26 protein-coding genes and 1 pseudogene are annotated in these 24,595 nt (G+C 61.2%); 20 read left to right on the top strand and 7 right to left on the bottom strand.

The annotated features are described in order from the left end of the window. Positions 1–40: 40 nt before the first annotated feature. The gene (locus tag QMK55_RS24890; RefSeq protein ID WP_102357240.1) at positions 41–685 is read right to left on the bottom strand and encodes an ATPase; all 645 of its coding nucleotides are present in this window, start codon (positions 683–685) and stop codon (positions 41–43) included. Between the two features lie 170 nt (positions 686–855). On the opposite strand from QMK55_RS24890, the gene QMK55_RS24885 reads away from it, so the two are divergent. From QMK55_RS24885 to QMK55_RS24855, 7 genes and pseudogenes are all read left to right on the top strand, one after another. Continuing rightward, the gene (locus QMK55_RS24885; RefSeq protein ID WP_102357241.1) at positions 856–1,104 is read left to right on the top strand and encodes a hypothetical protein; all 249 of its coding nucleotides are present in this window, start codon (positions 856–858) and stop codon (positions 1,102–1,104) included. 8 nt (positions 1,105–1,112) lie between these two features. After that, positions 1,113–1,343, top strand: a pseudogene (locus QMK55_RS24880) (diguanylate cyclase); the annotation flags it as partial. A 32-nt stretch (positions 1,344–1,375) separates the two neighbouring features. Beyond that, positions 1,376–1,870, top strand: a complete 495-nt coding sequence (locus QMK55_RS24875; protein ID WP_102357243.1) for a PaaI family thioesterase — start codon at positions 1,376–1,378, stop codon at positions 1,868–1,870. 153 nt (positions 1,871–2,023) lie between these two features. Further along, positions 2,024–2,719, top strand: a complete 696-nt coding sequence (locus QMK55_RS24870; protein WP_102357245.1) for a hypothetical protein — start codon at positions 2,024–2,026, stop codon at positions 2,717–2,719. Between the two features lie 134 nt (positions 2,720–2,853). Then, on the top strand, positions 2,854–3,717 hold the full coding sequence (locus QMK55_RS24865) for an AraC family transcriptional regulator (RefSeq protein WP_371859074.1): 864 nt from the start codon (positions 2,854–2,856) through the stop codon (positions 3,715–3,717). Beyond that, entirely contained in the window at positions 3,681–3,983 is a 303-nt protein-coding gene (locus QMK55_RS24860) for a hypothetical protein (RefSeq protein ID WP_320330162.1), read from the top strand. Before QMK55_RS24865 ends, QMK55_RS24860 begins: the two co-directional genes overlap by 37 nt. 221 nt (positions 3,984–4,204) lie before the next feature. Next, entirely contained in the window at positions 4,205–6,334 is a 2,130-nt protein-coding gene (locus QMK55_RS24855; RefSeq protein WP_320330161.1) for a TonB-dependent receptor family protein, read from the top strand. A gap of 37 nt (positions 6,335–6,371) precedes the next feature. Here the strand turns inward: QMK55_RS24855 and QMK55_RS24850 are convergent, their stop codons facing one another. Continuing rightward, a complete protein-coding gene (locus QMK55_RS24850; protein ID WP_320330160.1) occupies positions 6,372–6,740 on the bottom strand; it encodes a hypothetical protein in 369 nt (122 codons plus the stop codon). A gap of 41 nt (positions 6,741–6,781) precedes the next feature. On the opposite strand from QMK55_RS24850, the gene QMK55_RS24845 reads away from it, so the two are divergent. The 9 genes from QMK55_RS24845 (at position 6,782) to argE (ending at position 14,712) form a co-directional block, all read left to right on the top strand. Continuing rightward, positions 6,782–7,012 (top strand): hypothetical protein, encoded by a 231-nt coding sequence (locus tag QMK55_RS24845; RefSeq protein WP_320330159.1) that lies wholly within the window; start codon positions 6,782–6,784, stop codon positions 7,010–7,012. Positions 7,013–7,693: 681 nt separating this feature from the next. After that, complete coding sequence (locus tag QMK55_RS24840) at positions 7,694–7,879, top strand: DUF1843 domain-containing protein (protein WP_102357252.1); 186 nt, start codon at positions 7,694–7,696, stop codon at positions 7,877–7,879. Positions 7,880–7,913: 34 nt separating this feature from the next. After that, on the top strand, positions 7,914–8,531 hold the full coding sequence (locus QMK55_RS24835) for a DUF1842 domain-containing protein (protein WP_320330158.1): 618 nt from the start codon (positions 7,914–7,916) through the stop codon (positions 8,529–8,531). 42 nt (positions 8,532–8,573) lie between these two features. Continuing rightward, positions 8,574–9,152, top strand: a complete 579-nt coding sequence (locus tag QMK55_RS24830) for a DUF1842 domain-containing protein (protein WP_320330157.1) — start codon at positions 8,574–8,576, stop codon at positions 9,150–9,152. A 102-nt stretch (positions 9,153–9,254) separates the two neighbouring features. Beyond that, a complete protein-coding gene (locus QMK55_RS24825) occupies positions 9,255–10,718 on the top strand; it encodes a GDL motif peptide-associated radical SAM/SPASM maturase (RefSeq protein WP_320330156.1) in 1,464 nt (487 codons plus the stop codon). A 247-nt stretch (positions 10,719–10,965) separates the two neighbouring features. After that, the gene (locus tag QMK55_RS24820; protein WP_320330155.1) at positions 10,966–12,285 is read left to right on the top strand and encodes an NAD(P)/FAD-dependent oxidoreductase; all 1,320 of its coding nucleotides are present in this window, start codon (positions 10,966–10,968) and stop codon (positions 12,283–12,285) included. Positions 12,286–12,343: 58 nt separating this feature from the next. Continuing rightward, positions 12,344–12,760, top strand: a complete 417-nt coding sequence (locus tag QMK55_RS24815; RefSeq protein WP_003225869.1) for a RidA family protein — start codon at positions 12,344–12,346, stop codon at positions 12,758–12,760. A gap of 129 nt (positions 12,761–12,889) precedes the next feature. After that, positions 12,890–13,567, top strand: coding sequence for a DUF1028 domain-containing protein (locus tag QMK55_RS24810; protein ID WP_102357262.1), 678 nt, complete (start codon positions 12,890–12,892; stop codon positions 13,565–13,567). After that, positions 13,564–14,712, top strand: coding sequence for an acetylornithine deacetylase (argE, locus tag QMK55_RS24805; protein ID WP_320330154.1), 1,149 nt, complete (start codon positions 13,564–13,566; stop codon positions 14,710–14,712). The genes QMK55_RS24810 and argE overlap by 4 nt, the downstream gene beginning before the upstream one ends. 18 nt (positions 14,713–14,730) lie before the next feature. Here argE and QMK55_RS24800 read toward each other — a convergent pair whose 3' ends face one another. Beyond that, positions 14,731–15,642 (bottom strand): LysR family transcriptional regulator, encoded by a 912-nt coding sequence (locus QMK55_RS24800; RefSeq protein WP_102357265.1) that lies wholly within the window; start codon positions 15,640–15,642, stop codon positions 14,731–14,733. A gap of 363 nt (positions 15,643–16,005) precedes the next feature. Here QMK55_RS24800 and QMK55_RS24795 point away from each other — a divergent pair, with 363 nt between their 5' ends. Next, positions 16,006–17,421 carry a cytosine permease gene (locus tag QMK55_RS24795; protein WP_320330153.1) on the top strand — a complete coding sequence of 472 codons (1,416 nt, stop codon included), beginning with the start codon at positions 16,006–16,008 and terminating at the stop codon, positions 17,419–17,421. Between the two features lie 102 nt (positions 17,422–17,523). Beyond that, complete coding sequence (locus QMK55_RS24790) at positions 17,524–18,147, top strand: glutathione S-transferase (protein WP_320330152.1); 624 nt, start codon at positions 17,524–17,526, stop codon at positions 18,145–18,147. Positions 18,148–18,210: 63 nt separating this feature from the next. Here the strand turns inward: QMK55_RS24790 and QMK55_RS24785 are convergent, their stop codons facing one another. From QMK55_RS24785 to ptrR, 3 genes are all read right to left on the bottom strand, one after another. Continuing rightward, entirely contained in the window at positions 18,211–18,639 is a 429-nt protein-coding gene (locus QMK55_RS24785) for a TOBE domain-containing protein (RefSeq protein WP_320330151.1), read from the bottom strand. 128 nt (positions 18,640–18,767) lie between these two features. Next, complete coding sequence (locus QMK55_RS24780; protein ID WP_320330150.1) at positions 18,768–19,430, bottom strand: M24 family metallopeptidase; 663 nt, start codon at positions 19,428–19,430, stop codon at positions 18,768–18,770. Between the two features lie 83 nt (positions 19,431–19,513). After that, positions 19,514–20,392: a putrescine utilization regulator PtrR gene (ptrR, locus tag QMK55_RS24775; RefSeq protein WP_047598437.1), complete on the bottom strand. Its 879-nt coding sequence runs from the start codon at positions 20,390–20,392 to the stop codon at positions 19,514–19,516. A 103-nt stretch (positions 20,393–20,495) separates the two neighbouring features. Here ptrR and QMK55_RS24770 point away from each other — a divergent pair, with 103 nt between their 5' ends. Continuing rightward, positions 20,496–21,887: an aldehyde dehydrogenase family protein gene (locus QMK55_RS24770; RefSeq protein WP_320330149.1), complete on the top strand. Its 1,392-nt coding sequence runs from the start codon at positions 20,496–20,498 to the stop codon at positions 21,885–21,887. A 172-nt stretch (positions 21,888–22,059) separates the two neighbouring features. Here QMK55_RS24770 and QMK55_RS24765 read toward each other — a convergent pair whose 3' ends face one another. After that, positions 22,060–23,595, bottom strand: a complete 1,536-nt coding sequence (locus QMK55_RS24765) for an MFS transporter (protein ID WP_320330148.1) — start codon at positions 23,593–23,595, stop codon at positions 22,060–22,062. Positions 23,596–23,698: 103 nt separating this feature from the next. Between QMK55_RS24765 and QMK55_RS24760 the strand changes: the two genes are divergently transcribed. Then, positions 23,699–24,595 carry a LysR family transcriptional regulator gene (locus QMK55_RS24760; RefSeq protein WP_320330147.1) on the top strand — a complete coding sequence of 299 codons (897 nt, stop codon included), beginning with the start codon at positions 23,699–23,701 and terminating at the stop codon, positions 24,593–24,595.

Genomic DNA, 24,595 nt, shown 5'->3' with positions numbered 1-24,595 from the left:
AGCGTCACGGCGCCGCCGCTGCCCTTTATGTTTTGAGTGTTCAGCTTGAAGCCACCAGCGCCTTGAGCGAGGCATCGAACTGCTTCAAGGCATTGAGTTGCAGGTCACGTTGTTTCTCGATCTGCGCGGCAATCTCATGCGCTGCCTTGTCGTGTACCCAGACCGACGGGATCTGCTTTTCGACGGAGCCTTCGGCCTTGCCGATGTACTGCAGGTCGGCGTCGTAGAAACGCGCAATGAAGTGCGCTTCGAACAGGCTGTTCTGCTGGGTCAGCAAGCGGTTGAAGGTGTCGAGTTTCACCACGATGTCCGGGTGCGCCTGAATCAGCGCATCGAGGTCGTCGTAAACGGTCACCGACATGAACTGGCGCTGCAACGAGCTGAGCAACCAGTCGATGGCCAGCTCCGGATCGGAGCTACGTACAAAGGCTGCGCGGATCTGCGAGTCCAGCGCATCCTTGGCACCGTGCAGCGCCATGTCGTGATAACGCGTCAGGTACTGCAGGTTTTCCCGGGTGTTTTCGCTGTACAACACACCCACGCTCTGCGAATGCTGCAACGTCGCGACGCTGCCGGCGATCGGTTGAAGATGACACGCACAGGCGTCGTCTGCGTAAGACGGTGCCGTGGCCACAACGCCGCCCATCAGCAGGGCGATCAGCGCCAGTCGGGTCAGTGTCTTCATCGCGCAATTTCCTTGAGCTGCGTGTTCAATGAAGGCAATTTTCCGCCTATTGCCAACAAAGCTGAACTTGCGTTTCGTGATGGTCACTATTACTTCTAGCGATAGTTGCGCACGATAAAGACAGGTACACACTCATCCACAATGCCTAAAACAACAGTGAGGAAGCCCAATTGAGAACCTTTGACCTGATCCGCGACGCGGTCTTGCCCGACTTTCGCGAGCGGGTGGCCGAATATCTGGTGCAGTACGAAAGCGTGTTGCTCGACAATGACATCACCAATGCACAGCTCAAGCGCGACACCGCCAATCAGTTGCGCGGCTATCTGCGCGGGCTGAACACCACGCGGGTATTGGGCATGGCCTACTGGGAAGAACTGGATCGGCGGGTCGTCGACACCTGGCTCGCGCCGCAGTCGTGACCGCGAACGCCCGGCTGGCCGCCCGTGATCCGTTGGCCGCCCTCTACAACCGCCGCGCCCTCGAAGTTCGCGCCCGGCGTCTGCTGCAGGACGCCTCCCCGACGCACCCCGGCGCCCTGCTGCTGATCGATATCGACAATTTCAAACGGGTCAACGACCAGAACGACCACACCGCCGGCGACCGCTTGCTGGTGGCCTTGAGCGAAATGATCCGCGCCGAATCGCCCGACGAAGCGCTGACCGGGCTCACCACTTCAGGATGACCAGACACATGCCTCGTTTCGAAACTCCCCTGCAAGACCTCGCCGCCCCAGAAGGCGTCTGCTACGGCTGCGGCGGCCGCAACCCTCACGGGTTACACGTCAAAAGTTCCTGGCACGAGGACGGCGTGCACGTCATGGCCGAACACCTGCCGGACGACAAGTACAGTGGCTGGCCGGATCTGGTGTACGGCGGTTTGCTGGCGATGCTGGTCGACTGCCATTCCAACTGGACAGCGATGGCTTACCACTACCGCCAGGAACAGCGTGCACCCGGCAGCCTGCCGCGCATCGACTGCGTGACCGGCAACCTCGGCATCAAATTCATCAAACCCACACCGATGGGCGTGCCGCTGACCTTGCGCGCCAAGGTCGAGGGCGAGGTCGGGCGCAAGACTCGGGTGATCTGCGAGGTGTACGCCGGTGATGTGCTGACGGCGATTGGCGATTCGGTGTTTGTGCGGGTCGATGCCGGGCAACTGGCGGACGCGGCGCACGGGCGTTAAATGTGTCGATGCGTCAAACTCATGTCACCGCCCGTCATCACCGACACACTATGCGGGTAAAGACTGGCCGGTGGCCGAACGAACAAGGCAATGACGTCGATCTGCCTGCACCCGTTTGCTTTCGCACATCCAATTTCATGAGACTCAAGGAAGATGCTTTCATTAACCTCAATAGACTGCCCGAAAGACCAGCAAAATCTTCGCAACGCGCTGGTTCGCCTCTACAAGCGGCTCGACGAAATAACCAAAGGCCTCAGCCCCTTTGGCAGTTTTGTCTCCAAGGATGACCTGGCAAAGAAATTCCATCTGGAAGTAAAAACCTATCCTCGGCTGAAAATGGAATTCCTGCCTGAAGATCTCGAGGCACTGGCTGGTTATGCTGGAATGGATAGAAATGATTTGTTGGCGTGCGCAACAACACCTCTCGAACGTCTGATGGTCGCAACACTATGGAAACAGAACGATCTAGGAAAAATCGGCCATATCGCTGCCGGTATTGTCGAGAGTAATGGCGTGTCTATACCTTCGCCAAAGACCCAAGCACCTGTTTTCAAGCAGTTTGGACGTCACTTGTCCCAACCTGAATCTCAACCGATAGCCGACCAACACAGTTTGCGAGCATTCAGGTATCTGATCGACCAGGATCTCAGTGACAAGCGACACAAGCAGGACAGCGTGAAGACGGAGGAAGTTGAGCGGTATGTCGAATGGGTTCAGCGCCTGATCCGCGTCGTACCTCGCGACAATCGAGCAGATCAGATGTATGAGTTCGACAGATCAATGTTCGCCCTCGGCAAAGCAACAAAGTTTTTCATTGAGGCTGCGCTCCCACCTGAAAAGAAGAATTGAAAGTCGTCCGCCAACAGCACACCTCCTGACCCTTTGCAGCACGCTTTGAGCAACTGCGGCTAGGCGCCCCCAACCTGAAATCGTCGAAGCTATTGCAGACCGCACTTCTCAGGAGTTTTCACCCAGTGTCCGAGCTGCCGACCGACTTCGCCTACACCCGACGCTTCAATGCCGTGCTCGCTTACATCGAGGCCCATCTCGAAGGCGACTTGTCAGTGAGCACGTTGAGTCAGGTGGCGAATTTTTCGGTGTTTCACTTCCATCGGCAATTCAGCGCCTTCGTCGGCGTGCCGGTGTCGCGCTACGTGCAACTGATGCGGTTGCGCCGGGCAGCGCATCGGCTGGCCGCGCAACCGGAACACTCGATACTGGACGTCGCGTCTGACGCCGGTTTCGAGAGTCCGGAAGCCTTCAGCCGAGCGTTCCGGCGCGACTTCGGCATGACGCCGAGTGCCTTCAGGAAGCAGCCGAACTGGCAGACCTGGAATGCGGTGTTCGCCATCCCTCACTTTTCCAGGAGCGTCATCATGCACACCAGAATCATCGATTTCCCAACCGTACGGGTCGCTGCGCTTGAGCACTGCGGCGCGCCGGGAGAGGTTCAACAAAGCGTCAGCCAGTTCATCCAGTGGCGCATGCACAGCGGGCAGTCGCCCGTGGCGTCGAGTCGCACCTTCGGCATTCCCTACAACAACCCTGACACTACCCCGGCGGAGGATTTTCGCTTCGCCATTTGCGGTGAGATTGACGAAGCCGTGGCGCCGAATACGTTCGGCGTAAAGGAAATCGTCATTCCCGGCGGTCGCTGTGTGGTGGTGCGGCACGTGGGTTCACCCGATCACATCGGCGAAACGATCTACCCGATCTACCGCGACTGGCTGCCCACCAGCGGCGAGGAGTTGCGCGATCATCCACTGTTTTTCCATTACTTGAGCGTGTATCCGCAGACGCCGCAGGAGCAATGGCAAACGGACGTGTACGTGCCGTTGCAATCGTAAGAGCCGCCGAGGTGTTTTTCCGCTTGTCGCAGGCAAGGTCAAGCCCTTTCCAGCAGTTGTTCCTGATTGCGCTCAAGCAAGGCATGAGCGACCCGAGCGACTGGGCACAGCTGGCGTGGAGCGTCATCGGTGATCAGGGCGAAGTGCTGCTCAAAGGTGACCAGCCGCTGCTCACGGCCCAAGAGAACCTTGCCGAACTGACCGAACAGGCCCAGGCATTTGCCGAGACATCACTGGGCATTCTCCAGGCGTTGAAAATTGCCTGATCCTTGCCTGCGCATCGACTGACGCGCAGGCACCCCCGGGCGACTGGCCGCCATCGAAAGCCGCCAGTCGTCTGCGTTAACGGCCCTGAGTGCCGTCATCCGAGTCTCCCCACCGCTTCTCTCGCCCCGCTCCCGGGCAAAAAAGCAAAATTGCCATGTGTTTCCATCGTTCCTTGTTGCGTCGCACTGTTCATTGCCCGTTCCTGTCTGGAGTTTCCTCGATGCCCGCGCCCAAATCCCTGCCCACTGCCCTGCTGGGCCTGGCCCTCGCCTGCCCGGCCATGGCCGAGGAACCCAAGCGCATGGAGTTGGACCAGGTGCTGATTTCGGCTGAAGAGCAAAGCGGCGCCGATGCCTCCATGGCCGAGGCCGAAGCACGCCTTGCGCAGGTACCCGGCGGCACCAATGTGGTCGACATGCGCCAGCCGCTGCAGGGTCGGGTGGCGAGCAATCAGGACGTGCTGGCGTATCAGCCGGGGGTCTACGCGCAGTCGGCGGGCAACGAAGGGGTGAAGGTTTCGATCCGTGGCTCGGGGATCAACCGTGCCCCGGGCGCCCACGCCTCCGGACTGTACACCCTGCTCGACGGCCTGCCGCTGACCGGCCCCGGCGGCACGCCTTACGAACTGCTCGAGCCGCTGTGGCTCGACCATGTGGAGGTGCTGCGCGGCGCCAACGGCTTCGATCGTGGCGCACTGGCGCTGGGCGGTGCCATCGATTACGTCAGCCACACCGGCTACGACGCACCGAAACTGCAGGTGCGTTATGCCACCGGCAGCCACGGCTATCAGCAGCGTCAGGTGAGTTCCGGGCAGGTGCTGGGCGACTTCGATTACTACGTGTCGCTGACCGATTCGAACGCCGACGGCTATCAGGATCACACCGCCAGCGACAGCCAGGGGGTGATTGCCAACTTCGGCTATCGCTTCAACCCGAACCTGGAAACCCGCTTCTACTTCCGCTACCGGCAGACCGACAACGACCTCGCCGGGCGCGTGACCAAACACTCGATCGAGCACGATCCACGCGCGGCCAACCCGGCCTATGTATCGCGCGATGACAGCCGCAAGCAGCCGGGCAGCACCTTCATCGGCAACAAGACCACCTACTACATCGACGACGATTCGAGCATCCAGACCGGCCTCGTTTATCACGACTACCCGATGGACCTGCGCGAAGGCCCGAACCGTCTGAAGGTGGCCTACACCGACGTCAGCGGCACCTTCGACTACAAGCGCCGCGACACCATTTTCGGCATGGAAAGCCGTAGCACCGTCGGCCTGCGCGTGACCAAACACCTGCCCAACGACGGAGCCAGCGAATTCGTGCGCATTCCCAGCGGCAACACCGCCGGCTACGCGCCGGGCACCCGCATGCGCAACTTCACCTATCAGGGTTCGGACACGGTCCTGCACGTCGGCAACGACCTGGAAATCGCCGACGACCTGTGGCTGACCACCGGTCTCGCCGCCATTTACACCCGCCGCGAAAGCGCCGTCACCTACCCGCAAAGCGGTGGCAAGACCAGCCTGAACGACTGGGATTACGCGCCGCGTCTGGGCCTGCGTTACCAGCTCACGCCGGACCTGCAACTGTTCGGCAACCTCAGCCGTTCAGTCGAAGCGCCGCATCCGTGGTCGCTGATCTACAGTTCGAACATCCGCTTCCCGGCCGGCAACGGTCCGGCGACCGGCACCCAGAGCGACCCGATCAAACTGCAAAACCAGACCGCCACCACCCTCGAACTCGGCGGCCGTGGCGACAGTGCAATCGGCCAGTGGAATCTGGCGTGGTACTACGCGCAGGTGCGCCACGAATTGCTTTCGGTGCTGCCGGACGCCAACGCCGTCACCCCCTACGAACTCAACGCCAGCCCCACCGTGCATCAGGGTGTTGAAGCCAGCCTGCAAAGCACCCTGTGGTCAGCCGCCGACGGGCGTAAATTGAGTCTGCGTCAGGCCTACACCTTCAGCGACTTCCATTACCGCGACGACCAGCGCTTCGGCGACAACCGCCTGCCCGGCCTGCCGATGCACTACTACCAGGGCGAACTGCGCCACGACTGGCCACAAGGCTTCTTTGCAGCGGTCAACACGCAACTGGTGTCCAAGGTCGCAGTGGATTACGCCAACAGCTACTACGCCGATCCCTACGCGCTGTTCGGCGCCACCGTCGGCTACAACGCGCCGAAAAACGACTGGCAGACCTGGCTGGACCTGCGCAACCTGACCAACAAGCACTACGCCGCGACGGTCACTCCGGGGTATGACGACAAGGGCCAGGATGCGGCGCGGTCTACGCCGGGTGAGGGTTTTGGGGTTTATGTCGGGGTGTCGTGGAATCTGCTCTGACCGCTTGAGCTGACCGTTTCCCCGGGCATGCAACGGGTCAAAACGGCCCCTGCGTCATCACCCGCGTTTCGATGATATTGCGCAGAGCCTCGACCCGTTTCTGATACAGATCGGTCAGACAACCGATCTTGGCGCCGCAGGCCTTGCGGCTTTTCAGGAAGGCCTGCTGCTCGCCGATCAGCGCGTCCCGCCCGCCCATCGGCAGCAGGCGTTTGTCGAGGCTGAACAGCTCGCCCATGGTTACGTCCAGATCGTTCAGCGTGCGGTTGGCACAGACCGCTTTTTCGTCGGGCGCCTTGGCCTTGGCGCAGTCGAAACTGGCGGCGACTGCCGCATCGGCGGCCAGCAGCAAACCGGCAGCGAATACCGCGCCGATCACCGATGAAATTTCTCGAACTCGCGTCATGTCGTCGTATCCAACGTTGTAGGTCAATGGAGGTATGAAAAATGAAAAGCACCGACGACAGCAAGCCTGCAACCACGCATGACGCGCCACCGCTCGACGCCTCGGGCAAACCGGTCGATGTGGTTCGCCGCGATCTGCAAGACAGCGACGATGACACCAAAGCCGTGGACGAGGCGATTACGCCAACCTCGATCCGTGCCAGGGAGCAGGAGGCCGAGGAGCTCAAGCGTAAGACCGATGCGATCGAACGCAAGGTTGCCGACGGCAATTAGTCCGTCGACCACAGGATAGCGCTGCTCGAATATGCTCGACGGATGTATTGCTTATTGCCAATGAATCCATCCGCTGTGCGCATCTCTCATTCATACAAGTAACCGTGTCCGCTCAAAGGCTTGAAGGTCTTGAGCGGATACGCCCTGCTACCCGTCAATCTCCCGCGCACGACCGTTCGGCGTTTTCTCTGGCAGGGCCGCTAAATCGGATCTAGGGTTGCGTGGCTGGCGATATGCCAGCGACCCGCGAACGTCAGACAGACGCTCGCCCGTAGCGGCACTGGAAAAGAAATCAGGGATGGTTTTTGTGCTTGCGGTTCTCCTGCGCTCTAGCCGAGTGCGCAACTGATCCCTGCGTTTCGTTGTGTTCTCTCAAGGACAGAAAGATGAACAACGTACTGGTCAATTCTCCACATCTGCCATTGCGGCAGGCCACGCGCGACGCGCCCCAAGTTCAGCCTGGCGGCTTCGGCTGAGGACTCGCGCGCCAGCGCCGGCCTGTCTGCGCCGACGCTTTGCGCACTGAAAACACCCTTTGATCAGATCCCGACGGATCAGGTTGCTCGCACGCCGAGAACAGCGCTTGCCGGTGTTCTTGCAGGCTGAGGCTGCCTGCCTGTCAGGTAAGGCGCCCCTTGTCCTCAAGGGGCGGTTTTGCAGCACGGATGAGGAAACCTCGATATGTCCCGCTCAACAGCCAACATCCCGCCTTACGGCGTCGCCATTCAAGGCGCGATCAAGCAAGGCGATGTGCAGCACATGAAGACGTTGTTGCAACAGCGCGACACCAGCAAGCCTGAAGCGCCAGACCTGAAGGACGCGTACGAAAAACTGGCGAAGGAAGTTTCCAGGCACGAAAAGTCCTGAAGCCATCAATCACATTGCAATGGAGGCAATCAACATGTCCGGTTCAACTGAAAATGTCGGCCTGTTCCCGGTGAGCTATCGCATTGGTACCGGGGCGCCCGGTGCGCAGTCGCTGGCACTGCACCTGCTGGTCTCGACGCCCAATAAGTACGTCAACGGCACCGCCGCGATCACCCAGGCAACCAATCCGCCACTCGACGTGCATTCCGACGTGTGGGGTGAATACACCTACCTCACCGTGATGTCACCCGCGACCAGCAAAATCCTGATTACCGCCCAAGGCAATCACGGCGGCCCGGGGTCCAACTCGATCAATAACTTCAATGTGCGTCTGGTGGTCGGCACCGACTGGCGCGAAGGCGTCGCCAACTATCGCTACTTCGATGGTCAACGCTGGCATGAGGTCAACAACGCCCCGGCGCATCTGCAGGAATCGCTGCCTTCACCGTACCACCCGGGCCCGGTGATCATCCCGCACTCACCGATCCTGCCGCTGTACGCCGCGCCGATTCAGAGCGCGATCGCCAGCGGTGACCTGGCGCAGATGAAGAATCTGGCCAAACTCGCCCAGCAGCAACTGGACCAGCAACCGCAACTGCAGAGCGCACTGGAAGCGGCGAAGAAAGAAGTCAGCCGGCTGCAGAGCCGCTGATTCAGGCCACTTGATCCGCCATTCACTTTAGGGAGTAGCACCATGTCGATTGGACTTTTTCACACCCGTCTCAGCATCAGCAATGCCCTGCCCGGCGCACCAGTCCTGACCCTTGATCTGCTGGTCGATACCGCGCACAAACGTGTCAGCGGGATTGCCAGTGTGTTTCAAGCCACCTGGCCGACGGTCAATTACCGGGCGCAGGTCTGGGGCAGTTTTTCCGAAACCAAGCTGACGGCCAACGTCGAGAACCACATCATCCTCACCCTCGACGGCGGCCCGAGCCGCCCGCCCAGCCAGATCGCCCAGACGTTCCACCTCAAAGGCATTCTGGGCGGCGGCTGGGACAGCGGCTTTGTCGATTATCGCTACGAAGAACAGGGCCAGTGGCACGAAGTGAAGCACGTTGCAGTGCATCAGGCGCCCAACGAGCAGCCGCATCCGGGGCCACATCCGCAGCCGCTGTACGCCGTGGCCGTGCAACAGGCGCAAACCAGTGGCGATCTGGCGCAGCTCAAAACCGTGGTGCAACAGGCCGAGCAGCAAGTGGCGCACGAGGGCGCCTTGCGCAGCGCCCTTGAGCATTTGAAAGCGGAAATCGCGCGACTGGAAGCGCGCTAACCGGCAGGTCCCGGGCGGGATCGCAACGGATCTCGCCCGGGGCTTTTTCAACTGCGGTCCACCCCTTCGTCGCGCGCACAGGACTGTGCGCAAGGATTTCCCATGTCAGACCTGCGCCCCGCTCGTTACCTCAGCGACACCGATCTCAAACGCTACGTGCCGGTGCACGTGGTCTGGGAGATCACCCTGGCCTGCGACTTGAAATGCCTGCATTGCGGCTCCCGCGCAGGGCATCGACGGCCTGACGAACTCAACACCCGCGAATGCCTGGACGTCATCGATTCGCTGGCCGCGCTCGGCACCCGCGAGATCACCCTGATCGGCGGCGAAGCCTATCTGCGCAAGGACTGGACGCAACTGATCAAGGCCATTCACGACCACGGCATGTACTGCGCGATCCAGACCGGCGGACGCAACCTGACGCCGGCGAAGATGCAGGCGGCAGTCGATGCCGGACTCGACGGCGTGGGCATTTCCCTCGACGGCCTCGCTCCGCTGCATGACGCCGTGCGCAACGTACCCGGCTCGTTCGACAAGGCCGTGGATACCCTGCGCCGGGCCAAGGCCTCGGGGCTGGCGGTGAGCGTCAACACCCAGATCGGCGCGGCGACCTTGCCGGACTTGCCGGCGCTGATGGACACCATCATCGAACTCGGCGCCACCCACTGGCAGATCCAGATCACCGTGGCCATGGGCAACGCAGTGGATCATCCGGAGTTGCTGCTGCAACCCTATCAACTGCTGGACGTGATGCCGTTGCTGGCGCGCCTGTATCGCGAAGGCGTCGACCGTGGCCTGCTGATGAACGTCGGCAACAACATCGGTTATTACGGCCCGTATGAACACCTGTGGCGCGGCTTCGGTGACGAACGTGTGCACTGGACCGGTTGCGCTGCCGGCCAGACCGTCCTGGCGCTGGAGGCCGACGGCACGGTCAAGGGCTGCCCGTCACTGGCGACCGTCGGTTTCTCCGGCGGCAACGTGCGCAACATGAGCCTGCACGACATCTGGCATTACAGCGAAGGCATGCATTTCGGCCGTTTGCGCTCGGTGGATGATATGTGGGGTTACTGCCGCGGCTGTTATTACAACGATGTCTGTCGCGGCGGTTGCACCTGGACCTCGCATTCGCTGCTCGGCAAACCCGGCAACAACCCCTACTGCCATTACCGTACGCTGGAACTGCAAAAGCGCGGGCTGCGCGAGCGCATCGTCAAGGTCGAGGAAGCCGCGCAGAAGTCATTTGCAGTCGGGCGTTTCGACCTGATCACCGAACGCATCGACACCGGCGAGAAGGTCAGCAGCGTCAGTGACAGCGGCCAGGTGGTGAAACTGGCGTGGATCAATCAAGGCCAGCAATCGCCGGAGCAAGGCCGGATCGCCCCGCAACTGAGCCTGTGTCGCAGCTGCCTGCAGTACATCTATCCGCACGAGGTGATCTGCCCGCATTGCGACGCCAATGTCGCCGCCGCCGAAGCCGAACACCAGGCCAATCGGGCGCGACAGCAGGCGATCATGAACACGCTGACCGGGCTGTTGGGCATCGCGCCCAGTCACTTGAACTGAGCGCTTGCCGCCCTTGCGGTAGATATTTTCTCTGTCTGTCCCGGGTTTTCCTGTCCGGGACAACCCTCCCCCTGCCCTGCAAGCCGCGGTTTTACTGGGCTTGTCCTTTCTGCTTCAGCAATTTGTATTCACATCCCAGCTTAATAATATTTTACCGATACCCCCCTCCTGCCTAGTCTGACCGCAAGCAAAACGGACAAGCCTGAAGCGATCCGAATCCACTTGCCTTGCCAGGAAGGATGTAGAAATGACCACTGAAATAATAAAAACAGACACGCTCGTCGTGGGGGCCGGACAGGCCGGTGTGGCAATGAGCGAACACCTGAGCAAACTCGGTGTACCGCACTTGGTGCTGGAGCGCAGCCGCATTGCCGAACGCTGGCGCACCGGGCGCTGGGACTCGTTGGTTGCCAACGGTCCGGCGTGGCACGACCGCTTTCCGGGACTGGAATTCGATGACGTCGACCCTGATGGCTTCGCCCATAAAGAACGGGTGGCGGACTACTTCGAAGCCTATGCGAAGAAATTCAATGCGCCGATCCGCACCGGCGTCGAAGTCAAAAGTGTGGTGCGTCATGTCGGCCGTCCGGGTTTCACCGTCGAGACCTCCGAAGGGGTGATCGAGGCCAGTCGCGTCGTGGCGGCAACCGGTCCGTTCCAGCGCCCGGTGATTCCGCCGATCGCGCCGCAAGACCCGCGCCTGCTGCAGATCCACTCCGCAGACTATCGCAACCCGCAGCAACTGCCCGACGGCGCGGTGCTGGTGGTCGGTGCCGGATCGTCAGGCGTGCAGATCGCCGATGAACTGCAGCGCTCCGGCAAGCAGGTGTACCTCTCGGTCGGCGCCCATGACCGTCCGCCGCGTGCCTATCGCAACCGTGATTTCTGCTGGTGGCTGGGGGTGCTCGGCGAGTGGGATCAGGCGGCGATGAAACCCGGTCGCGAACACGTGACCATCGCAGTCAGCGGTGCCCATGGCGGGCGCACCATCGACTTCCGTGGTCTGGCCCATCGCGGCATGACGCTGGTCGGCGTTACCGAGTCGTTCAACAACGGCGTGGTGACCTTCAAGCAGGACCTGGTCGACAACCTCAAGCGCGGCGATGACAACTACCTCGCCCTGCTGGATGCCGCCGATGCCTACATCGAGCGCAACGGCCTCGACCTGCCGCAAGAACCTGAAGCGCGCGAGACCTATCCGGATCCCGAGTGCGTGAAAAATCCGCTGCTTGATCTGGATCTGGCCGAAGCCGGTATCACCTCGATCATTTGGGCCACCGGATTCGCCGTGGATTATTCCTGGCTGCAGGTCGCAGCGTTTGATGACAAGGGCAAACCGGCGCACCAGCGCGGTGTGTCCAGCGAGCCGGGGGTGTATTTCCTCGGGCTGCCATGGCAGTCGCGGCGCGGCTCATCGTTCATCTGGGGCGTGTGGCACGACGCCAAACACGTGGCCGACCACATCGCCACCCAGCGCAAATACCTCGACTACAAGGATGCCGAGCAGCGTGAAGCCGCCCTGCATTCGACTAACAACACGAAAGCCGCCGACACCGTCGACGCCTGATTTTCCTCTTTCGCAGCGGTGCCCGGTGCGCCGCTGAACACCTTGTCTGGAGCTGTACATGAGCAAGCCAACCCACACCCGCATCCGTATGTTCAACACCAAGGACACCTACCCTAACCAGACCCTGGACAACGACCTGTGCCAGGCCGTGCGCGCCGGCAACACCGTGTATGTCCGTGGTCAGGTCGGTACCGATTTCGACGGCAACCTGGTGGGCCTCGGTGATCCGCGTGCACAGGCCGAACAGGCCATGCGCAACGTCAAGCAGTTGCTGGAAGAGGCCGGCAGCGACATGAGCCACATCGTCAAGACCACTACCTACCTGATTGACCCGCGCTACCGCGAACCGGTGTACCAGGAAGTCGGCAAGTGGCTCAAAGGCGTGTTCCCGATTTCCACCGGGTTGGTGGTGTCGGCACTGGGACAACCGCAGTGGCTGATGGAAATTGATGTGGTGGCGGTGATTCCCGAGTAAGTCGACAGACCGAGCCGCGGCTATCGCGAGCAGGCTCACTCCTACAGGGGAATGCATTCCAATTGTGGGAGCGGGCTTGCTCGCGAAGAGGCCCGCAAGGACAACAAATTCCTGGAACGGAGTCAAACCATGACCTTTTCAATCGCAGCCCGTTGCCCCGAAACCGGCCAGTTCGGTGTCGCCATCAGTTCCTCCAGCATCGCCGTCGGCGCGCGCTGCCCGTGGCTGCTGCCGGGTGTCGGTGCGGTGTCGAGCCAGAACATCACCCTGCCGTCCCTCGGCCCGGAAGTCCTCGCACTGATGGAACAGGGCCTGGCGCCCGACGCCGCGCTGGACAAAGTCCTGACCCGCAACGGCTACAGCCAGTACCGGCAGATCACCGCGATCAACCACCTCGGCCAGACCGCACATTTCAGCGGCGCACAAACCCTCGGCGTGCACAACGCGGTCAGCGGCGAACAATGCGTGGCTGCCGGTAACATGCTCGCCGGACGCTCGGTGATCGAGGCGATGGTCAGTGCCTTTGAAGACGGCGAAGGCCAACTGGCCGACCGCTTGCTCAAGGCGTTGCACGCCGCGCAAGCTCTGGGTGGCGAAGCGGGTCCGGTGCATTCGGCAGCCGTGGTGGTGGTTGGCGAGCAAACCTGGCCAATCGTCAATTTGCGCGTCGACTGGGCGGACGAAGACCCGATCGGCCAACTGCAAAAACTCTGGGACGCCTATCAGCCACAGCTGCAGGATTACATCGACCGCGCCCTCGACCCTGCCAAGGCGCCGGGCTATGGCGTTGCCGGTGATGATCGATGAACAGCGTCGAGCTACTCAAGACACTGGTGGGGTTCGACACCACCAGCCGTGAGTCCAACTTGCAGTTGATCGAGTTCGTGGGTGATTACCTCGCCGGATTCGACGTGCCGTGCGCGCTGATCTACAACGACGAGCGCAGCAAGGCCAATCTGTTCGCAACTATAGGCCCGGCCGATCAGCCGGGCATTGTGCTGTCCGGGCACACCGATGTGGTGCCGGTCGACGGCCAGCCGTGGACCGTCCCTCCGTTCCAGCTCAGCGAGCACGACGGCAAGCTGTTCGGGCGCGGCACGGCGGACATGAAGGGCTACATCGCCTGCGTGTTGGCCTTGGTGCCAGCGCTGGTCGCCACGGCGCTGCGCATGCCGGTGCACATCGCGCTGTCCTACGACGAAGAGGTCGGCTGCCTCGGTGTGCGCTCGCTGCTCGCCGAACTGGAGCTGCGCCCGGTCAAACCGCTGCTGTGCATCATCGGTGAACCCACCGAACTGAAACCGGTGCTCGGCCATAAAGGCAAACTGGCGATGCGCTGCGACGTGCACGGTCATCCGTGTCATTCCGCTTACGCGCCACTGGGGGTCAACGCCATCGAGTACGCCGCCGAACTGATCGGCGAGCTGGGGCGCATCGGCCAGCAACTGAAAGCGCCCGAACATCACGACCGTCGTTTCGACCCGCCCTACAGCACGGTGCAGACCGGGGTCATCAGCGGCGGCAAGGCGCTGAACATCGTCCCCGCCGACTGCCGCTTCGACTTCGAAATCCGCGCCCTGCCCTCGCAGGATCCGGTTCTCGTCGCCGAGGCGTTGAAAGCCTACGCTGAACGCGAAGTGCTGCCGCGCATGCGTGCGGTGAGTGACCAAAGTGATATCCGTTTCAGCGCCCTGTCGGCGTATCCGGGGCTGGCCACCGATGCGCAGAGTCAAGCGGCTGAGCTGATTGCGGCGTTCTGCGCTTCAAAGGAATTCGGCACGGTGGCGTTCGGCACGGAAGGCGGCCTGTTTGATGCCGTGGGCATTCCCACGGTGGTCTGCGGGCCCGGCAGCATGGATCAAGGCCACAAACCCGATGAGTTCGTCAGCCTCGACCAACTGCAGGCGTGTGATGAAATGCTGCAACGGATGCTCGCGTTCATCCGCTGTTGAAACCTGGTTCGACTGCACTCACGCGTGCAGTCGGGCCAACTCTTCCCGGCAATGATCAACAAACAACTGCACCGGTTTGGTCAGTTGCACCCGGCGCAGCCACGCCGCCGACAATCCCGAGCCGGTCACGGTTTCCGCCAGCGGCACACACACCACTTTCTGCCCGTCGTAGGTGTACTCGCCGAACGGTCGGGTCACCAGAATCGAAAAGCCGAAACCGCGCCCGACCATGCCGCGCACCATCTCGATCGACGGCGAGCTGAAGACGATGTGCGGGGTCAGTCCGCGCTCCTCGAAGATGCTCACGAAGTAGGTGCGGCTGGGTACCACGTCGAGCAGGATCATCGGTTCCAGCACCAGATCGTGCAGCGAGACTTTCGCCTGTTGCGCAAAACGATGGTCGGCTGGCAGCAAGGCGTAAGGCTGCTGCGGTGGCATCAGCGGCGTGGTGTCGATGGTGGTGTCGAGGTCGTGTTCAAAGAGCATTGCCACATCGATGCTGCCGGCAGTCAGTGCCTGCACCAGTTCCTGTTGTTCGCCATCGCGAATACGGATCTCCACCCCCGGCCAGCGCTCCTTGAAACCGGCGATCAGGCGCGGCAGGTACAGCGGCGCCACCGTTTCGAAACAGCCGATATCGATCTGCCCCGAGACCACGTCGTTGTCGGCCAGCGCGTTCTGCTCGAACTCATGCGCCACCCGCAGCAACTCCAGCGCCTTGCGATAGAAACGCGAACCGCTGGGCGTCAGTGAAACGCCCTGGGCGTGATGGCGGATGAACAGCTGCACACCGAAGCTTTCCTCCAGATGCTTGATCGCGGTCGACACCGACGGCTGGGCGATATAGAGCTTGCGCGAGGCTTCGGCGACGCTGCCGCAATCGGCGGTGGTGACGAAGTATTTGAGCTGGCGCAGGTTGTAGGCAGCCATATAAAACCTCTGCAAGTAAGACAACGCTTTTGTGGCGAGGGGACTTATCTGTGGCGAGGGGATTCATCCCCGATGGGGTGCGCAGCAGCCCCTGTTTTTAAAGTCAACAGAGGGGCCGCTTCGCGGTCCATCGGGGATGAATCCCCTCACCACAGGACTATGTAAATCCAGAAAAGAGTGAAGCCTGAACATACCGGAGCTACGCGTCACCCTGGGCATATATTTTTTAAGGTCTGAAACAACAAACTTACTAATTTATCTATCCCCGGCCTTTGCACATGATCGCTTCAACAAGAAATGCGCCGTCCGTGTCGGCGCTTACCGAAGTACGTCCACGTACTCATCCTTGCCTTGGAGTTCGTCATGTCCACCTCTGCAACAACGTCCGCCCCGCTCATTGAAAAACACACGATAGGATACGTGCCCCCCGAAGATCGCCACGGAAAGGTCAGGGATCTGTTCACGCTGTGGTTCGGCGGCAACATTGCGCCGTTGCCCATCGTCACCGGCGCGCTGGGCGTGCAGTTGTTCCACTTGAATCTGGTCTGGGGCATCGTCGCCATTCTGGTCGGCCACCTGGTCGGCGGCGTGCTGATGGCGCTGCACTCGGCGCAAGGCCCGCAGATGGGTATTCCGCAGATGATCCAGAGCCGCGCGCAGTTCGGCTCGCTCGGCGCCCTGCTGGTGGTGCTGATTGCCGGCGTCATGTACATCGGCTTCTTCGCCTCCAACATCGTGCTGGCCGGCAAGTCGCTGCATGGCGTGGTCGATAGCGTGCCGGTGCCGGTCGGCATCGTCGTCGGTGCGCTTGGATCAGGGATCATCGGCATCATCGGCTACCGCTTCATCCACGTGCTCAACCGCATCGGCACCTGGGTGCTGGGGATCGGCATCGTCGTCGGTTTCGGTTACATCTTCACCCATGTTCAAACCGATGATTTCCTCACCCGGGGCAGCTTCAACCTCTCCGGCTGGCTCGCCACCGTGTCGCTGGCCGCGCTGTGGCAGATCGCGTTTGCGCCTTACGTGTCCGACTATTCGCGTTATTTGCCGGCCGACGTCAAAGTCTCGTCGACGTTCTGGACGACGTATCTGGGTTCGGCGCTGGGCTCGAGTCTGGCGTTCATCTTCGGTGCCGTCGCCGTGCTGGCGACACCCGTGGGCATGGACACCATGGACGCGGTAAAAATGGCCACCGGCTCGATCGGTCCACTGATGCTGGTGCTGTTCCTGCTCAGCGTGATCAGCCACAACGCCCTCAATCTGTACGGCGCGGTGCTGTCGCTGATCACCCTGGTGCAGACCTTCGCCTACCGCTGGATCCCCACCGCCAAAAGCCGCGCGGTGATCTCGATCATCGTCCTGCTGGCCTGCTGCTTTGCCGCCGTCGGTGCTTCGAAGGACTTCATCGGCCACTTCGTCGACATGGTGCTGGTGCTGCTGGTAGTGCTGGTGCCGTGGACCGCGATCAACCTGATCGACTTCTACGCCATTCACAAAGGCCAGTACGACATCCAGTCGATCTTCCAGGTCGACGGCGGCATCTATGGCCGCTACAACCCGCAGGCGCTGCTGGCCTACGCGATCGGCATCGCGGTGCAGATCCCGTTCATGAACACGCCGCTGTATGTCGGCCCGATCTCGGCACACATCGACGGTGCGGATCTGTCGTGGCTGGTGGGCCTGCTGGTGACCTCGCCGCTGTACTTCTGGCTGGCCAATCGTGACAGCGCCTATCGTCGGCGGATGACTGGCGGGAAACTGCTGGGCAGTCTGTGACAGTGTCCCGATGACAAAAGAAGGCCCGCCGTGCGCGGGCCTTCTGCATTGCAGTGTGGTATTTGTTGAGGTCCGACAGGCATCCACGAGACAGGGAATCCCATGCTGCGAATACTGGGCAAGGCGTCATCGATCAACGTGCGCAAAGTGCTGTGGACCTGCGCCGAACTGCAGATCCCGTTCGCACATGAGGATTGGGGCTCGGGCTTCAAACCCACCGACACGCCCGAGTTTCTCGCCCTCAACCCTTGCGCCATGGTGCCGGTGATTCAGGATGGCGATTTCACCTTGTGGGAATCGAACACGATCATTCGTTATCTGGCGGGCGCCTATGGCGGCGCAGACCTCTACCCCGCCGAGCCGCGAGCCCGGGCGCGGGTCGATCAGTGGATCGACTGGCAGGCGTCGGAGCTGAACCGCTCGTGGTCGTATGCGTTTGTCTCACTGGTGCGCCAATCACCGGATCATCAGGACAGCGCTGCTTTGGCTAACGGCATCGCGCAATGGTCAAACACCATGGCAATCCTCGACCGGCAGTTGCAGAAGACCGGTGCCTATGTCAGCGGCGAGCAGCTCTCTCTCGCCGACATTCCCATCGGACTGTCGGTGAATCGCTGGTATGAAACGCCGCTCGCGCATCCGGACTATCCCGCTGTCAGGGCGTACTACGAGCGACTGAGTCGACGCGAAGGCTTCCGGCTCTACGGCAGAAACGGTACGCCGTGACGAAAAAAAACCTCTGATTTCCCGCTTGTGGAATCAGAGGTTTTTATCGACCTGAACAGCAGATCAGGCAGGCACGCCCAGAATGATATGCGACGCCTTGATCACCGCCGTGGCGCTGACACCCTTGGCCAGACCGAGCTCGGCAACGGCATCACGGGTGACGATCGAATAGACCTTCGAACCGCCGGCCAGCTCGATCACCACTTCAGCATTGACCGCGCCGTCAGTCACGCTCAGCACTTTGCCTTTCAGGCAGTTGCGTGCCGACAGGCGAATGTCGCTGGATTCAGTCATCAGCATCACCCACGGCGCCTTGACCAGCGCTACGGCTTCTTTGCCAACGGCAATGCCGAGATTCTTGATGCTTTCCATGGTCACGACGGCAACCAGTTGCTCGCCCCCGGCCAGAGTCAGAACCACTTCGGCGTTGACCGCACCGGCTTGAACCTGACTGACTTGACCTTTGAATACGTTGCGTGCGCTGACTTTCATGACGGGCTTCCTTTTTTTGACTTTAGAGTTAGGAAAAACGGCCTGCATCATCGGAGTAAGCGCTATGTAGAAACAACTATAGCGCTGCGCTTTGTTGTCACGCTTGAGAGCTGCCGAACAACCATAGATCAGATCAGCAGATCTTCATAAAACGCACCGAACGGCCGTTGCGGGTGGGCGATCTGGATTTCCAGAATCCACACACCGGCATGCGGCGCCTGGTCGAAATCGCCGAGATTGCCGCCCTTGTACATCGCGTGAGGAAAATCGCTGACCCGGTGGCCCTTGATGTCGAGATGCAGCACCCAGCCCATGGCACTGGCCTGATCGGTGGCATAGCGGTACAGCTCGACCCCGGACACGCCTTGACGCCAGAACGCCTCGACCCGCTCAAACAGCTCTTTGGCCGCTGCGGCACACGCGATCATTTCCGGGTCGGAACCGGTGGTGAACGTCGCGCCGGCATCACCCTCGTGCCCCTTCCAGACCACGCCCATGTCGATCAGGAAAATGTCGTTTTCACCCAGCACCGGATCGCCATCGGAGCGTTGCTTGAAGGTCTTCAAGGTGTTGGCGCCAAAACGGATCAGCAGCGGATGCCAGATGCGGTCCATGCCCAGTTCAGCGAGGATCTGCTTGCCCTGCTCCTGCGCTTCGGATTCAAGCATGCCGGGCTTGATCACCTTGGCGATGGCGTCGACGGCTTGCCAGGTCAGGTGTTGCGCGTGACGCATCGTTTCCAGCACAAACCGCTCGCCGACGGCTTCTTTACCGCTTAGGGCTGCACTCATTTCCTTGTTCCTCATGGCTACGCTGTATAGTTTTTTATATTGCGAAACGCGGATAAAGATACAACCATGACACAACGTGTCAATTACTCTTCTGCGCGCACCACCCCACGTTCTTCCAGCAAGCGCACAAACATGCTCAAGCTACGCGACACCGTGCCCCGTCGCCACACCAGCCACGTCGTCAGATAACGAAAATCCGCCGCCAGTGGCCAGACACTGACCGTAGCGCTGCCAGGCATGCTCTGCAGCATCTTGCGTGGCATCAGCGCCAGCCCGGCCCCGGCACTGACGCAAGCGAGCATGCCGTGATACGACTCCATCTCGAAGATCTTGCCCGGCACGGCAGCGTCGGTGCTGAACCATTTTTCGAAGTGGTGACGGTAGGAACAGTTGGAGCGGAACGCATAAATGTTTTCGCCATTCACATCTGCCGCGCGCTGCACCGGGGCGTGATTGAGCGGCGCGATGATGACCATTTCTTCCTCGAACGCCGGCACGCCTTCGAGGGCTGGGTGCAGCACCGGGCCATCGACGAACGCCGCTGCCAAGCGCCCGGAGAGCACGCCGTCGATCATCGTCCCGGACGGGCCGGTCGACAGGTCCAGGTCGACTTTGGGGTGCAACTGGTTGTACGCCGCCAGCAGTTCGGGAATACGCACCGCCGCCGTGCTTTCCAGCGATCCCAGAGGGAATGCGCCCTGCGGCTCTTCACCCGCCACGGTGGCCCGGGCTTCCTGCACCAGGTCGAGAATGCGCCGGGCGTATTCAAGAAAGCTCCAGCCGGCCGGCGACAAGCGCAGACGGCTTTTCTCGCGGATGAACAAATCGACGCCCAGATCCTGCTCCAGCTGTTTGATCCGCGTGGTCAGGTTCGACGGCACGCGATGGATCTGCGCCGCGGCGGCGCTGATGCTGCCGTGCTCGGCAACGGCCTTGAAGATTTCCAGCTGCACCAGATCCACAGTCATTCTCCAATCGTGAAAGAAACGATCTTTATTATTCAGTTTCCAGAAAACAAACACCACCCTACTCTAGGCCCATCCACTGAACTCGCAGGAGCCAGCCATGAGCCCGATTTCCAGCCAGACCCACGCCATCTCGATCAACCCCGCCACCGGCGAGCAGATCGGTCACTACGCCTTTGAATCCGCTGACGCTCTCGACGCCGCGCTGACCCGCGCCGCGTTCGGTTTCTCGAAGTGGAAACGCAAGCCGCTGCAAGACCGCTCCCGCGCCCTGACTGCACTGGCCGGTGCGCTGCGTGACAGCGCCGAAGCCATGGCGACCATGATTACTCTGGAAATGGGCAAACCGATCGCCCAGGCCCGTGGTGAAATCGAAAAATGCGCCAAGCTCTGCGAGTGGTACGCCGAAAATGGTCCGGCCATGCTCGACGCCGAGCCGACCCAGGTTGAAGGCGGCAAAGCACGCATCGAGTACCGTCCGCTTGGCCCGATCCTCGCGGTGATGCCGTGGAACTTTCCGATCTGGCAAGTGCTGCGCGGTGCAGTGCCGGCGCTGATTGCCGGCAACACCTACGTGCTCAAGCATGCGCCGAACGTGATGGGCAGCGCCTACCTGCTGCGTGATGCCTTCAAGCACGCCGGTTTCGCCGATGGCGTGTTTGAAGTGATCAACGTCACCCCGCAAGGCGTTTCGACCGCCATCGCTGACCCGCGCATCGCCGCCGTGACCCTGACTGGCAGCGTCCGCGCCGGCATGGCCATCGGCGCCCAAGCGGGTGCTGCGCTGAAGAAATGTGTACTGGAACTGGGTGGTTCCGACCCGTTCATTGTGCTCAACGACGCTGACCTCGATGAAGCCGTTCAAGCCGCCGTTATCGGTCGTTACCAGAACTCCGGCCAGGTGTGCGCCGCCGCCAAGCGCCTGATCATCGAAGAAGGTGTGGTCGAGGAATTCACCCGCAAATTCGTCGAGGCCACGCGCAAGCTGAAGGTCGGCGATCCACTGTCCGCTGACACCTACATCGGCCCGATGGCGCGTTTCGATCTGCGTGACGAACTCGATCAGCAAGTGCGCGACACCCTCGAAGAAGGCGCCACCCTGCTGCTCGGCGGCGGCAAGGCCCAAGGCCCGGGTAACTACTATGAGCCGACCGTGCTGGCCGACGTTACCGACCGCATGACCTCGTTCAAACAGGAACTGTTCGGCCCGGTGGCGTCGATCATCACCGCCCGCGATTGCGCCCACGCCATCGCCCTGGCCAACGACAGCGACTTCGGCCTGACCGCGACGATCTACACCGCCAACGTGCAACTGGCCCAGCAACTGACCAGCGAACTGGAAACCGGCGGCGTGTTCATCAACGGCTACTCCGCCAGCGACCCGCGCGTGAGCTTCGGCGGCGTGAAGAAAAGCGGTTTCGGCCGTGAACTGTCGCACTTCGGCGTACGCGAGTTCTGCAACGCGCAGACGGTGTGGCTGGATCGCAAATAACCCGGGACATCAGCTTCCGCAGCGCCTACAGGTTGGGAGCCTGACAACGACCTTGCGAGCGACACCGAAATCTGTGGGAGCGGGCTTGCTCGCGAATGCGGTGGATCAGTCACTTTTGCAGTGATAGACCTTCCCTCTTCGCGAGCAAGCCCGCTCCCACTGTGGTCTGGCGTCAAGCCGTTGCCTGTTGCGACTCTGTGACCGTTCGGTTCTTGCTCAACAGCGCGAGCACCACCGCCGCCGAGACCAGGGTGATCACGGTGAGGATGTGCAGCAGGTACTGAAACGCCGAAGCATAACCCTGCACCAGACGCTCATTGGCCAGCCCCGGAAGCGTGTTGATCGCATGCGCCATGTCGCCCGTGGTGACCCGGTGCGCGGTCTCGGCAATCAGCGCCGCATCGACACTGCCTGCCACTGCCCCCCTCAGATCGGTATTCAGCAGCGAAGTCAGCACTGCGGCCACAACCGCCAGCGCAATGCCCTCACCCGCCACTCGCACGGTATTGAAGATCCCCGCCGCCATCCCCGCGCGCTCTTTCGGTACGACGCTGACCGACAGACCATCCATCAACCCCCAAGGCAAACCGGTGCCAATCCCGACCAACACCATCGCAATGACCAAGGCCAATTTCGGCTCGCCGACGTCGTACAGGCTCACCCCGTGCAACCCCAATGCAGCGATCAGAAAACCAATCCCCGACAAGATCCCCGCCGAGACAAAACGGGTCATCGACGCCGCCAGCATCGGTACCACCAGCATTGGCGCCGACAGCGCCAGCAACAACAGGCCGGCGTCGATTTCGCTCAAGCCTTCCACGCCGATAAAGCGCAATGGCAACATCACCACCAGCACGATGTAGCAAAAGCAGGTGCCGATCGGCAGCATCTGTACGCCAATGAAGCGCGGAAAACGAAACAGGGTCAGATCGAGCATCGGGTGTTTGACGCGCATTTCGATCGTCACGAACAACGCCAGCAACAATGCCGAAGCACTCAGCAGACCGACCACCAGCGGACTGCCCCAACCGCTTTCCGGGGCCTGAATCACGCCGAAGGTGAACAACGCCAGCATCGCGCTGAAGGTGATCGTGCCCGGCCAATCCAGCCCCATGGCATCCGGGTTGCGGCTTTCGCGCATGCGTGGCAGGCCGAAGACCATGGCGATCACGCCGATCAGCGCGGTGAAGAGGAAAATCGCCCGCCAGTTGAGCGCCTCGATCAACGCGCCCGCCACCAACGGCCCGAATGCCAGGCCGATGCCGAATGTGGTGCCGAGCACGCTGTACGCACGGGTCCGCGCATGGCCTTCGAACTCCTGCGCCAACGACGCTGAACCGCTGGCCAACGCCGCAGCACCGGCCACGCCCTGCACCGCACGCAGCCCATCCAGCCAGTACACCGAGGGTGCCAGGCTCTGGGCAATCGATGCTGCGGTGAACAGCAACATGCCGAAGGTGAACAGGCGTTTACGCCCATAGACATCGGCCAGTGCCCCCGCCGCCATCAGCAGACTGCCGAACGACAACATAAACGCATTGGTGATCCAGGTCAGGGCAACGGGGCTGCCGCCCAGATCACGGCCAATGGCGGGCGTCGCCACCGCGCCACCGGTGAAACTCAAGGGAAGTACCAGTGCCGACAGGCAGACGGCCGCGAGAATCAGCAGCTTGTTACGCGCTCCTTGCGATTGAGCGACAGTTGTCATGAACTCATCCTTTATAAAAAATTGTCAGGCTGCGACTTTAAGGCCGTGTTACTGATGTGATAATCCCAACAATTTTTCATGACTTTGTGAAAGGCATTCACAGATGAAATCACCCTCAGCAGCAGACCTCTCCGTATTCCTCTGTACGGCACAACACTTGAGTTTCAGCAAAGCCGCCGTCGAACTTGGCCTCACACCCTCAGCCCTGAGCCATTCGGTAAAGGCACTGGAGAATCGCCTCGGGGTGCGCCTGTTCAATCGCACCACCCGCAGCGTGGCGTTGACCGAGGCCGGCGAGCGCCTGTACACGCGGTTGAAACCGGCGTTCCGCGACATCGACGACGCACTGGAAGACCTCAACCATTTTCGCGACAAACCCACGGGCAACCTGCGCATCACCTGCGGACGCCAGGCGTGCGAACTGGTATTACTGCCGATTGCCAGCGAGTTCTTGCAGGCGTATCCGGACATTCGAATGGAAGTGGTCGAAAGCGAGGCATTGCTGGATATCGTCGCCGGCGGATTTGATGCGGGCGTGCGCTTTGGCGATCGACTGGAGGCCGACATGGTATCGCTGCCGATTGGCCGGGCAATGCGTTCGGTGGTGGTCGCTTCGCCGGCATTCCTTGAACGCCATCCTGCGCCGCAAAAAACCGAAGATCTGCACGACTTGCCGTGCCTTCGCCACCGCTACCCCAGTGGCACGTTGTATCGCTGGGAGTTCGAACGTGACGGCATTGCCCGGGAAATCGAGGTCAGCGGACCACTGACCCTGGGCGACGTCAGCCTGATGGTCGGCCCCGCGCTGCAAGGCCTGGGATTGGCGTATGTGTTCGATGACATGGTCAGCGAACACTTGGCGTCGGGGCGTCTGATTCAGGTTTTGGCCGACTGGTGCCCTTACTATCCGGGGCTGCATCTGTACTACCCGAGCCGGCGCCATGTACCGGCACCGCTCAAGGCTTTTATCGACTTCGCGCGCGAGCGCAGTGGCCACTAG

Source organism: Pseudomonas sp. P8_229, assembly GCF_034008635.1.
Lineage (GTDB): Bacteria > Pseudomonadota > Gammaproteobacteria > Pseudomonadales > Pseudomonadaceae > Aquipseudomonas.
Note: the sequence above shows the minus strand (reverse complement) of the source record. Positions and strands in the feature narration are given on the sequence as shown.

What these genes read in the sequence shown, in the direction of transcription:
- QMK55_RS24800 (WP_102357265.1), bottom strand. Translation starts at nt 15,642, where the DNA reads ATGGCTGCCTACAACCTGCGCCAGCTCAAATACTTCGTCACCACCGCC.
- QMK55_RS24830 (WP_320330157.1), top strand. Translation starts at nt 8,574, where the DNA reads ATGTCGATTGGACTTTTTCACACCCGTCTCAGCATCAGCAATGCCCTG.
- QMK55_RS24875 (WP_102357243.1), top strand. Translation starts at nt 1,376, where the DNA reads ATGCCTCGTTTCGAAACTCCCCTGCAAGACCTCGCCGCCCCAGAAGGC.
- QMK55_RS24850 (WP_320330160.1), bottom strand. Translation starts at nt 6,740, where the DNA reads ATGACGCGAGTTCGAGAAATTTCATCGGTGATCGGCGCGGTATTCGCT.
- QMK55_RS24860 (WP_320330162.1), top strand. Translation starts at nt 3,681, where the DNA reads ATGGCAAACGGACGTGTACGTGCCGTTGCAATCGTAAGAGCCGCCGAG.
- QMK55_RS24795 (WP_320330153.1), top strand. Translation starts at nt 16,006, where the DNA reads ATGTCCACCTCTGCAACAACGTCCGCCCCGCTCATTGAAAAACACACG.
- QMK55_RS24780 (WP_320330150.1), bottom strand. Translation starts at nt 19,430, where the DNA reads ATGAGTGCAGCCCTAAGCGGTAAAGAAGCCGTCGGCGAGCGGTTTGTG.
- QMK55_RS24835 (WP_320330158.1), top strand. Translation starts at nt 7,914, where the DNA reads ATGTCCGGTTCAACTGAAAATGTCGGCCTGTTCCCGGTGAGCTATCGC.
- QMK55_RS24855 (WP_320330161.1), top strand. Translation starts at nt 4,205, where the DNA reads ATGCCCGCGCCCAAATCCCTGCCCACTGCCCTGCTGGGCCTGGCCCTC.
- QMK55_RS24770 (WP_320330149.1), top strand. Translation starts at nt 20,496, where the DNA reads ATGAGCCCGATTTCCAGCCAGACCCACGCCATCTCGATCAACCCCGCC.
- QMK55_RS24765 (WP_320330148.1), bottom strand. Translation starts at nt 23,595, where the DNA reads ATGACAACTGTCGCTCAATCGCAAGGAGCGCGTAACAAGCTGCTGATT.
- QMK55_RS24825 (WP_320330156.1), top strand. Translation starts at nt 9,255, where the DNA reads ATGTCAGACCTGCGCCCCGCTCGTTACCTCAGCGACACCGATCTCAAA.
- QMK55_RS24810 (WP_102357262.1), top strand. Translation starts at nt 12,890, where the DNA reads ATGACCTTTTCAATCGCAGCCCGTTGCCCCGAAACCGGCCAGTTCGGT.
- QMK55_RS24790 (WP_320330152.1), top strand. Translation starts at nt 17,524, where the DNA reads ATGCTGCGAATACTGGGCAAGGCGTCATCGATCAACGTGCGCAAAGTG.
- QMK55_RS24785 (WP_320330151.1), bottom strand. Translation starts at nt 18,639, where the DNA reads ATGAAAGTCAGCGCACGCAACGTATTCAAAGGTCAAGTCAGTCAGGTT.
- QMK55_RS24760 (WP_320330147.1), top strand. Translation starts at nt 23,699, where the DNA reads ATGAAATCACCCTCAGCAGCAGACCTCTCCGTATTCCTCTGTACGGCA.
- QMK55_RS24820 (WP_320330155.1), top strand. Translation starts at nt 10,966, where the DNA reads ATGACCACTGAAATAATAAAAACAGACACGCTCGTCGTGGGGGCCGGA.
- QMK55_RS24840 (WP_102357252.1), top strand. Translation starts at nt 7,694, where the DNA reads ATGTCCCGCTCAACAGCCAACATCCCGCCTTACGGCGTCGCCATTCAA.
- argE (WP_320330154.1), top strand. Translation starts at nt 13,564, where the DNA reads ATGAACAGCGTCGAGCTACTCAAGACACTGGTGGGGTTCGACACCACC.
- QMK55_RS24890 (WP_102357240.1), bottom strand. Translation starts at nt 685, where the DNA reads ATGAAGACACTGACCCGACTGGCGCTGATCGCCCTGCTGATGGGCGGC.
- QMK55_RS24870 (WP_102357245.1), top strand. Translation starts at nt 2,024, where the DNA reads ATGCTTTCATTAACCTCAATAGACTGCCCGAAAGACCAGCAAAATCTT.
- QMK55_RS24845 (WP_320330159.1), top strand. Translation starts at nt 6,782, where the DNA reads ATGAAAAGCACCGACGACAGCAAGCCTGCAACCACGCATGACGCGCCA.
- QMK55_RS24815 (WP_003225869.1), top strand. Translation starts at nt 12,344, where the DNA reads ATGAGCAAGCCAACCCACACCCGCATCCGTATGTTCAACACCAAGGAC.